The organism is Pseudescherichia sp. (assembly GCF_031998825.1).
In the GTDB taxonomy this organism is placed as follows: Bacteria; Pseudomonadota; Gammaproteobacteria; order Enterobacterales; family Enterobacteriaceae; genus Pseudescherichia.
Genome location: NZ_DAMACX010000087.1, coordinates 1 through 7,468 on the forward strand (window position 1 = coordinate 1; position 7,468 = coordinate 7,468).

Sequence of the window (7,468 nt, forward strand, 5' to 3'; positions counted from 1 at the left end):
ATCCTGCACGACCCACCAATGTAAAAAAGCGCCCTAAAGGCGCTTTTTTGCTTTCTGCTGTTTGCAATTTAATGCCGGGCGGCACTGCGTTTGCTCGGCCTACGGTTCACCCTCATTTGTAAATACTCTCTCAAGCTCGCTAAAAAAATGCCGATATAAGAGGTTTATGGCAAGAGAGGTTTTACAATGACAACTATTTCAACATCGACACCGTCAGTCCAGTCCAGCAGCGCCGGCAGTTCCTCCAGCAGCAACAGCGATATCGCCTCCCAGATCCAGAGCCTGACCCAGCAGGTCACCAAACTTACCAAGCAGCTGAAAGATGTCGCGAACGGCAGCGGCACAGCGGAAGAGAAGCAGAAACAGCAGGAGCAGATCCAGAACCAGATCAAGCTGCTGCAGGCGCAAATCGCTCAGCTCCAGCGCCGCCAGGCAGAAGAGGCGCAGAAGAGTCAGGAGCAGAAACAGACTAAAGCTGAAGGCGTGAACGCCCCTTCCGCCGAGCATAAGATTGATATCTACATCTAACCGCTCAGAGAGGCGTTATGCCTCTCTAATTTCTCAACAAACGCGATAAATCACTTTTCATTAACATCCAGATAAACGCAAAATGGTGGCACTGTCTTTCAGGAGTCATTATGAAATTTTTACGCGTCCTCGATCCCTTCACGCTTACGCTCATTGCCGTTGTTTTACTGGCCTCTTTTTTTCCGGCCCGCGGCGGCTTCGTCCCCTTCTTTGAAGGACTGACTACTGCCGCTATCGCCCTGCTCTTCTTTATGCACGGGGCCAAGCTCTCCCGCGAAGCCATCATCGCCGGGGGCAGCCACTGGCGGCTGCATCTGTGGGTAATGTGCAGCACCTTCATACTCTTTCCGGTGCTGGGCGTCCTGTTTGCCTGGTGGGCGCCGGTCAACGTCAGCCCTGAGCTCTATACCGGTTTTCTCTACCTCTGTATTCTGCCGGCTACCGTCCAGTCCGCCATTGCCTTTACTTCACTGGCGGGTGGTAACGTAGCCGCAGCGGTCTGCTCCGCCTCTGCCTCCAGCCTGCTGGGTATCTTCCTCTCGCCGCTGCTGGTAGGTCTGGTGATGGATATGCACGGCGCACAGGGTAGCCTTGAGCAGGTTGGTAAAATCATGCTGCAGCTGCTGCTGCCGTTTGTGCTCGGCCACCTCTCCCGTCCGTGGACCGCCGCGTTTGTGGCGCGGAATAAAAAGTGGATCGCTAAAACCGACCAGACCTCAATTCTGCTGGTGGTCTACTCCGCCTTCAGCGAGGCGGTGGTGAACGGTATCTGGCATAAGGTGGGAATGGGGTCGCTGCTGTTTATTGTGATTGTCAGCCTGGTACTGCTGGCGATTGTAATGGGGGTAAATATCCTCGTGGCACGCCTCTGCGGCTTTAACAAAGCCGATGAAATTACCATTGTCTTCTGCGGCTCGAAAAAGAGCCTGGCCAACGGCATCCCGATGGCCAATATTCTCTTCCCTACCTCGGTGATTGGAATGATGGTGCTGCCCCTGATGATCTTCCACCAGATCCAGCTGATGGTCTGCGCCGTGATGGCACGCCGCTATAAGCGTCAGGCCGACGCCCAGCAGGCCCACCAGGCCGCTGACAACAGCTAAGGCCGCCGCAGGGGCTGCACCAGATGGGTCAGCCCCTCGGTTTTGATCAGCAGGGTAAACGCCAGCAGCTGACCCAGATGCCCGGGAGGAAAGGTCTCCTTGCGGGCAAACCAGAGCAGATACTCCTCCGGCAAATCGATCAGCCTCCGCCCCTTATATTTACCAAAGGGCATCTCGGTGTTAGCAATTTCTACCAGCTGGGCCTTATCCATCTCAGGCTCCCATCAGGCGTAGCATCTCGTCTTCGTCGATCACTGCAATGCCCAGCTCCTGCGCTTTTGCCAGCTTAGAGCCAGCCGCCTCGCCAGCGATCACCAGATCGGTCTTTTTCGATACGCTGCCCGCCACTTTTGCTCCCAGCTCCACCAGCCGCGCTTTAGCGTCATCCCTGGACATCTGGCTCAGGCTGCCGGTTAGCACTACCGTTTTACCGGCAAACGGGCTGTCGATCTCTTCGGCATTAACTACCAGCGGTTTCGGCCAGTGAATGCCCACCTCTTCGACCAGATCGCGGATCACCTCGCGGTTGCTCTCTTCTGCCAGGAAGTTAAACACGTGGGTAGCGACGACGATGCCAACGTCCGGCACCTTCTGCAGATCCTCAATCGATGCCGCCTCCAGCGCCTCCAGGGTGCCAAAGTGCGCAGCAAGGCCCGCCGCCGTGGCTTCGCCTACCTCACGGATGCCCAGCGCGTAGAGGAAGCGGGCAAAGGTGGTCTCTTTGGCCTTCTCCAGCGCGTTCACGACGTTCTGCGCCGACTTCGGTCCCATGCGATCCAGCCCCGTCAGCTTGCCCGCCGTCAGGCGGAACAGATCGGCTGGGGTATGGACGTACTCCTTCTCCACCAGCTGGTCGATAATTTTATCGCCCATGCCGTCCACGTCCATCGCCCGACGAGAGACAAAGTGCTTCAGCGACTCTTTACGCTGTGCTCCGCAGATCAGGCCGCCAGTGCAGCGCGCTACCGCCTCGCCCTCAACGCGCTCGACGTCGGAGCCACAGACCGGACAGTGCGTGGGGAACTCGACGTCACGGGCATCCGCCGGACGTTCGGACTCAACCACGTTGACCACCTGGGGGATCACATCTCCCGCCCGACGGATCACGACCCGATCGCCAATTTTTAGCCCCAGACGCGCGATCTCGTCCGCGTTGTGCAGGGTGGCGTTACTGACCAGTACGCCTGCTACCTGCACCGGCTCAAGGCGCGCCACGGGGGTGACTGCCCCGGTGCGCCCTACCTGGAACTCTACGTCCCGTACAAAGGTCATTTGCTCCTGGGCAGGGAACTTAAATGCCACCGCCCAGCGCGGCGCACGGGCAACGAACCCCAGCTGCTCCTGCAGATCGAGAGAGTCGACCTTGATCACTACGCCGTCAATATCGAACCCGAGCGTCGGACGATCCGCTTCTACCTGATGATAAAAGTCCAGCACGGCTTCCGGGGTATCACAGATACGAATGCGATCGCTCACCGGCAGGCCCCATGCCTTGAACTGCTGCAGGCGTCCCAGATGGCTGCGGGGCAGATCGCCTCCCTGGAGGATCCCGACGCCGTAGCAGAAGAAGGTCAGCGGACGTTTAGCGGTCACGCGCGGATCGAGCTGGCGCAGAGAGCCCGCCGCCGCGTTGCGCGGGTTAGCAAACACTTTGCCGCCGGTGCGTCTGGCCTCATCATTAATCTTCTCAAAGCCCGCCTGGGGCAGAAAGACCTCGCCGCGTACTTCAAGCCGGGCCGGAATGTTATCGCCGTGCAGCTTGAGCGGGATTGCCCGGATAGTGCGCACAGTAGTGGTGATATCTTCGCCGGTGGTGCCATCCCCACGGGTAGCAGCCTGAATAAACACCCCATTTTCATAAATAATACTCACTGCCAGCCCGTCGAGCTTAAGTTCACAGCAGTAGCTCAGAGCATCGGTGCTCTTCAGTCGATCTTGCACACGCTTGTTAAAGGCCAGAAAGCTCTCTTCATCAAAGACGTTATCCAGCGACAGCATCGGCACTTCGTGGCGTACCTGGGTAAAGGCGGTCAGCGGCGCGGCCCCTACCCGTTGGGTAGGCGAGTCCGGCGTAATAAGATCCGGATGATCGGCCTCAAGGGCACGCAGCTCGCGCAGCAGGCGGTCATATTCAGCATCCGGGATTTCAGGCGCATCCATCACGTGATAGAGATATTCATGATGGCGAAGCGTGGTTCGCAGTTCAGTCAGCTGTTGTTCGATTGAGTCCATATCGCACCATCAATAGAAAAAACCCCCGACAGGCGGGGGCTTAGTAGAGAGAGAAAACTACCGCAGGATTTACGCGTTCGCCTCTTTCACTTCGCGAATGCGGTCCTGGTACTCACGCAGCTTCTGCGGAGTCATCATTCGACGCTGATCGTCAAGCACCACGCCACCGACCTCATCGGCAATGTACTGTGCGGACTGAAGCATCAGCTTGAAGTTCTGCATCTCATCGCCATAGGAGGGCACCTGCATAAACATGGTGACGCCAGGGGTAGTAAAGTTACCGGTCATCTCGGGATCAAAGGTGCCTGGATTAACCATGTTCGCCAGGCTGAAAAGTGCCGGGCCACTGCCGTCAGGGCTGAGATGGCGATGGAAAATATTCATATCACCGAAAGCGAAACCGGCCTGTTGAATGCTGGCCAGCAGAGCTTCACCGCTCAGTTCGCTGCCCGGGTGCGCGGCAACGTTCATAATGATAACGGTCTCTTTACGCTGCGGCTTCTCGGCTGCGGCAGGTGCTTCCTGCGGTGCAGGCTGCGGAGCGGGTTCCGGGGCCGGCTGCTGAGCGGCAGGCTGTTGAGGCTGAGCCACAGGCTGCTGAGAAAGAGGCTGCTGCTGTGGGTGCTGCTGCACAGGTTGCTGCTGTACCGGTTGAGGCTGGACAGGTTGCGCTGGCGCACTTCTTACCGGCTGGGGTTCAACGCGCGGAGCAGCAGGCTGCTGAGGCGGAACCTGGCGCAGCGGCTCGTCCTGCTGCTGCACGGGAGCGTGCTGGCGAGGCTGAGCAGACGCGTAAGGCGGCTGGTACTGATGCTGCGGCGTTCGCGGCGTCTCTTGCTCCTGACCCACACTTGGGGCGTGGCCCGTTTTATGAACACGCACTTCACCCACGCCTTCATCGACGTTATCTTCGGTATCGTCATCAAACGACTCGTCATCGTCACGACGCGACTTCATGCGTTTCATTGGGCGATCGCCGAACATCGTCGAACGCTCTTTCCGGCTGGTCCAAAAACCGTGAACCAGTAAAGCGATTATGGCGATCGCGCCAACAATGATTAATATCAGACGCAAATCCTGCATCATTATATTCTCTGTTGTTCTAACACCTTGCCACCACGGCAAACATTTACTCACTAAGAGTATTTGCCGTTCACCGCAAGTGCAAGTGCACACACGGCTTTCACCGCATAAAGATGTGTAAAATAGTACTTCTTGCTGTTTTTTCGAACATTTCCGAGCTGTGCGGTCTGCGCGATACGGATATTATAGCCACGCACCCCATTCGGGGGTCATTAAAGGAGTATAGTCCGACTATGGTTTCAACATCGGTCACCCCGCCCCGCAGCGGCGTTTATTACTTTTCCCAGGGCTGGAAGCTCATCACCCTGCCCGGTATACGGCGCTTTGTGATTATGCCGCTTCTGGTCAATATCATTTTGATTGGCTGTGCTTTTGCCTGGCTGTTTACCCGGCTCGATAGCTGGATCCCGGCGCTGATGGGCCACGTGCCGAACTGGCTACAGTGGCTGAGCTATCTGCTCTGGCCCATCGCCGTGATCTCCGTAGTGCTGGTGTTTGGCTACTTCTTTTCAACCATCGCCAACTGGATTGCCGCCCCGTTTAACGGCCTGCTTGCCGAGCAGCTTGAAGCACGGCTAACTGGCGCCACGCCGCCGGATACCGGCATTACCGGCATCGTTAAGGATCTACCGCGCATTATGAAGCGCGAGTGGCAAAAGCTGGCGTGGTACCTGCCGAGAGCTGCCCTTCTGCTGCTGCTCTACTTTATTCCCGGTATCGGACAGACGGTCGCCCCGGTGCTGTGGTTTCTGTTTAGCGCATGGATGCTGGCAATCCAGTACTGCGACTACCCGTTTGATAACCACAAGGTTCCCTTTAAGACCATGCGCGGCGCGCTACGGGCAAGAAAGGTGACCAATATGCAGTTTGGCGCGCTGACCAGCCTCTTTACCCTGATACCGGTTCTTAATCTGGTTATCATGCCCGTTGCGGTCTGCGGTGCAACCGCTATGTGGGTAGATTGCTACCGGCCAAAGCATGCTCTGTGGAATTGAGCGCAATATTCCGTTCTTATTCCATAGTTGTTGCTATTATTTCTCATCAGCATATAGATATGCGAAATCCTTACTTCCGCATATTCCTTAACCGCGTATGCTGATGACGTTCCCAAATTCATACAGTTAAGGACGGGCTATGAGTAAGATTTTTGAAGACAACTCGTTGACTATCGGCCACACGCCGCTGGTCCGACTGAACCGCATCGGTAATGGACGCATCCTCGCTAAGGTCGAGTCCCGTAACCCAAGCTTCAGCGTGAAATGCCGTATTGGTGCCAATATGATTTGGGACGCCGAAAAACGTGGCGTGCTGAAAGCGGGCGTTGAGCTGGTAGAACCTACCAGCGGCAACACCGGGATTGCGCTGGCCTACGTCGCGGCCGCTCGTGGCTACAAACTGACGCTGACCATGCCGGAGACCATGAGCATCGAACGCCGCAAGCTGCTGAAAGCGCTGGGCGCGAACCTGGTGCTGACCGAAGGCGCGAAAGGCATGAAGGGCGCGATCCAGAAAGCTGAAGAGATTGTCGCCAGCGATCCGGCTAAGTATCTGCTGCTGCAGCAGTTCAGCAACCCGGCTAACCCGGAAATTCATGAAAAAACCACCGGCCCGGAGATCTGGGAAGATACCGACGGTCAGGTTGATGTATTTATCTCCGGCGTTGGTACCGGCGGTACGCTGACCGGCGTGTCGCGCTACATCAAAAATACCAAGGGTAAAACCGATCTGATCACCGTGGCGGTTGAGCCGACGGACTCCCCGGTTATCGCCCAGGCGCTGGCAGGCGAAGAGCTGAAGCCAGGCCCGCACAAGATTCAGGGTATCGGGGCCGGCTTTATCCCTGGTAACCTCGATCTGAAGCTGATCGATAAAGTGGTTGCGATCACTAACGACGAGGCGATTAGCGTTGCGCGTCGCCTGATGGAAGAGGAAGGTATCCTGGCAGGCATCTCCTCCGGGGCTGCCGTTGCCGCTGCGCTGAAGCTGCAGGAAGATGAGGCCTTTACCAACAAGAACATTGTCGTTATTCTGCCTTCTTCAGGTGAGCGTTATTTGAGTACCGCCCTGTTTGCCGACCTCTTTACTGAAAAAGAGCTGCAGCAGTAGTCGCGGACTACGAAAATCGCATAAAAAAGCACCTTTCGGGGTGCTTTTTTGTGGCCCACGTCAAACTTTCAACTCACCTGGCATTGATTAGCCCCGTCGGGTCTGGTATTTAACCAGCACATTTATTTTGAAGCGCGAAATTAATCGAATTGTGACTTTAAACTTGCTGAATCGATTTTAGGATTTGGTTGAAGTCTCGCTTTCGCGGCATAATGTTATAGACGAGTACTTGCGACGGTCAGAAGTGCCAGCAGCGGATTGCGCAGGCGAACTTTTGTCCCGTGTCCCGTTATGCCGGCGCTAACAATACAGGCTAAAGTTGTGCCGCCAGGCTAGACTTTAGATCCACAACACTAAACCTATAAGTTGGGGAAATACAATGTTCCAGCAAGAAGTTACCATTACCGCTCCGAACG

7 protein-coding genes are annotated in these 7,468 nt (G+C 56.3%); 4 read left to right on the forward strand and 3 right to left on the reverse strand.

What is annotated here, in order from left to right; all coding sequences use genetic code 11:
• Positions 1 to 186 precede the first annotated feature (186 nt).
• Entirely contained in the window at positions 187 to 528 is a 342-nt protein-coding gene (locus RTP97_RS20785) for a FlxA-like family protein (RefSeq protein WP_312416987.1), read from the forward strand.
• Positions 529 to 638: 110 nt separating this feature from the next.
• Positions 639 to 1,631, forward strand: coding sequence for a bile acid:sodium symporter family protein (locus RTP97_RS20790; protein ID WP_312416988.1), 993 nt, complete (start codon positions 639 to 641; stop codon positions 1,629 to 1,631).
• On the opposite strand, the gene RTP97_RS20795 is transcribed toward RTP97_RS20790, so the two are convergent.
• From RTP97_RS20795 to zipA, 3 genes are all read right to left on the reverse strand, one after another.
• The gene (locus RTP97_RS20795; RefSeq protein ID WP_312416991.1) at positions 1,628 to 1,843 is read right to left on the reverse strand and encodes a DUF3820 family protein; all 216 of its coding nucleotides are present in this window, start codon (positions 1,841 to 1,843) and stop codon (positions 1,628 to 1,630) included. The two genes, RTP97_RS20790 and RTP97_RS20795, sit on opposite strands and share 4 nt — an antisense overlap.
• A 1-nt stretch (position 1,844) precedes the next feature.
• Entirely contained in the window at positions 1,845 to 3,863 is a 2,019-nt protein-coding gene (ligA, locus tag RTP97_RS20800) for an NAD-dependent DNA ligase LigA (protein ID WP_312416996.1), read from the reverse strand.
• 69 nt (positions 3,864 to 3,932) lie between these two features.
• The gene (gene zipA / locus RTP97_RS20805; protein ID WP_312416998.1) at positions 3,933 to 4,949 is read right to left on the reverse strand and encodes a cell division protein ZipA; all 1,017 of its coding nucleotides are present in this window, start codon (positions 4,947 to 4,949) and stop codon (positions 3,933 to 3,935) included.
• Between the two features lie 230 nt (positions 4,950 to 5,179).
• Between zipA and cysZ the strand changes: the two genes are divergently transcribed.
• Together cysZ and cysK are read left to right on the forward strand one after the other, a co-directional pair.
• Positions 5,180 to 5,941, forward strand: a complete 762-nt coding sequence (gene cysZ / locus RTP97_RS20810; RefSeq protein ID WP_312417000.1) for a sulfate transporter CysZ — start codon at positions 5,180 to 5,182, stop codon at positions 5,939 to 5,941.
• A 139-nt stretch (positions 5,942 to 6,080) separates the two neighbouring features.
• Positions 6,081 to 7,052: a cysteine synthase A gene (gene cysK, locus RTP97_RS20815; protein ID WP_042389425.1), complete on the forward strand. Its 972-nt coding sequence runs from the start codon at positions 6,081 to 6,083 to the stop codon at positions 7,050 to 7,052.
• Positions 7,053 to 7,468: the final 416 nt, after the last annotated feature.

Excerpts from the sequence above, each read along its gene's own strand:
- ligA (WP_312416996.1), bottom strand. The coding sequence starts at position 3,863 with ATGGACTCAATCGAACAACAGCTGACTGAACTGCGAACCACGCTTCGC.
- RTP97_RS20790 (WP_312416988.1), top strand. The coding sequence starts at position 639 with ATGAAATTTTTACGCGTCCTCGATCCCTTCACGCTTACGCTCATTGCC.
- cysK (WP_042389425.1), top strand. The coding sequence starts at position 6,081 with ATGAGTAAGATTTTTGAAGACAACTCGTTGACTATCGGCCACACGCCG.
- RTP97_RS20795 (WP_312416991.1), bottom strand. The coding sequence starts at position 1,843 with ATGGATAAGGCCCAGCTGGTAGAAATTGCTAACACCGAGATGCCCTTT.
- zipA (WP_312416998.1), bottom strand. The coding sequence starts at position 4,949 with ATGATGCAGGATTTGCGTCTGATATTAATCATTGTTGGCGCGATCGCC.
- RTP97_RS20785 (WP_312416987.1), top strand. The coding sequence starts at position 187 with ATGACAACTATTTCAACATCGACACCGTCAGTCCAGTCCAGCAGCGCC.
- cysZ (WP_312417000.1), top strand. The coding sequence starts at position 5,180 with ATGGTTTCAACATCGGTCACCCCGCCCCGCAGCGGCGTTTATTACTTT.